Origin of the sequence: Granulicatella sp. WM01, from assembly GCF_004570605.1 — a bacterium.
Classification (GTDB): Bacteria; Bacillota; Bacilli; order Lactobacillales; family Aerococcaceae; genus WM01.
Genome location: NZ_SPPB01000127.1, coordinates 1 through 851, shown reverse-complemented (window position 1 = coordinate 851; position 851 = coordinate 1). Strand labels below are relative to the sequence as shown.

Sequence of the window (851 nt, the reverse complement as noted above, 5' to 3'; positions counted from 1 at the left end):
AAAAAAGTGTACAAAAAAGTAGATAACCAGTATTCTATAAGTACCTAATCAAAAGAAAGAGGTTATCTACATGTCATATTATACACAAATTTTACTACAATTAAAAGACACACATATCACTTTTTTAGACAAAGTTGATGAAATTTACTTAAAAGACACTCAAAAAGCCTTGTTGTTTTATGGGAAATTGACTTATTCTCCAAACGAGTGTCCTTGTTGTCACATGACAAACCATAATCATTCTATTGTTAAAAACGGTACACGCTCATCACGTTTAAGTCTAGTCCCTATTTCTGGTTTAAAAGCCTGTCTTAATCTATCAAAACAACGTTTTTACTGTCGTAACTGTTGTTCATCATTTACAGATCAATCGCCAGTGGTTAATCAACACTCGTTTATTTCTAATCGTTTAAAACAATGGGTGATTAGTCAACTTGATACAACGTTATCTACTAAAATGATTTCGCGTTACTCGAACATGTCTGTTCATTCTGTTCGTCGTATTGTAAAAGATGTTGCTAGACAGATAGTGCCTAATGTGTCATCTGAATTACCACAGCATTTGTGCTTTGATGAGTTTAAAGGTGTAACTGATCGAGATAAAAAAAATGAATTTTATTTATTGTGATGCCGTAACCCATCGCTTGGTGGATGTATTAGATGAGCGTAAGAAACAATTTCTATGTCAACATTTTGATAGATATACATTAAAGGCTAGACAACAGGTTAAAACGATTACCATTGACATGTCTTTCCCATATATAGCTTTTATAAAGACATATTTCCCAAATGCGGCTATACATATAGATAAATTTCATTTGGTTCAAGCTTTAACTCGTGAATTAAACCGG

Annotated in this window: 2 protein-coding genes; both read left to right on the top strand. The window is 32.4% G+C overall.

Annotated elements, in window-relative coordinates; genetic code table 11:
- Positions 1-70 precede the first annotated feature (70 nt).
- Positions 71-628, top strand: a complete 558-nt coding sequence (locus tag E4T68_RS08965) for a transposase family protein (protein ID WP_135126056.1) — start codon at positions 71-73, stop codon at positions 626-628.
- A partial coding sequence (locus E4T68_RS08960; protein ID WP_167753881.1) for a transposase occupies positions 609-851 on the top strand: 243 nt, incomplete at its 3' end. The genes E4T68_RS08965 and E4T68_RS08960, both read left to right, overlap by 20 nt.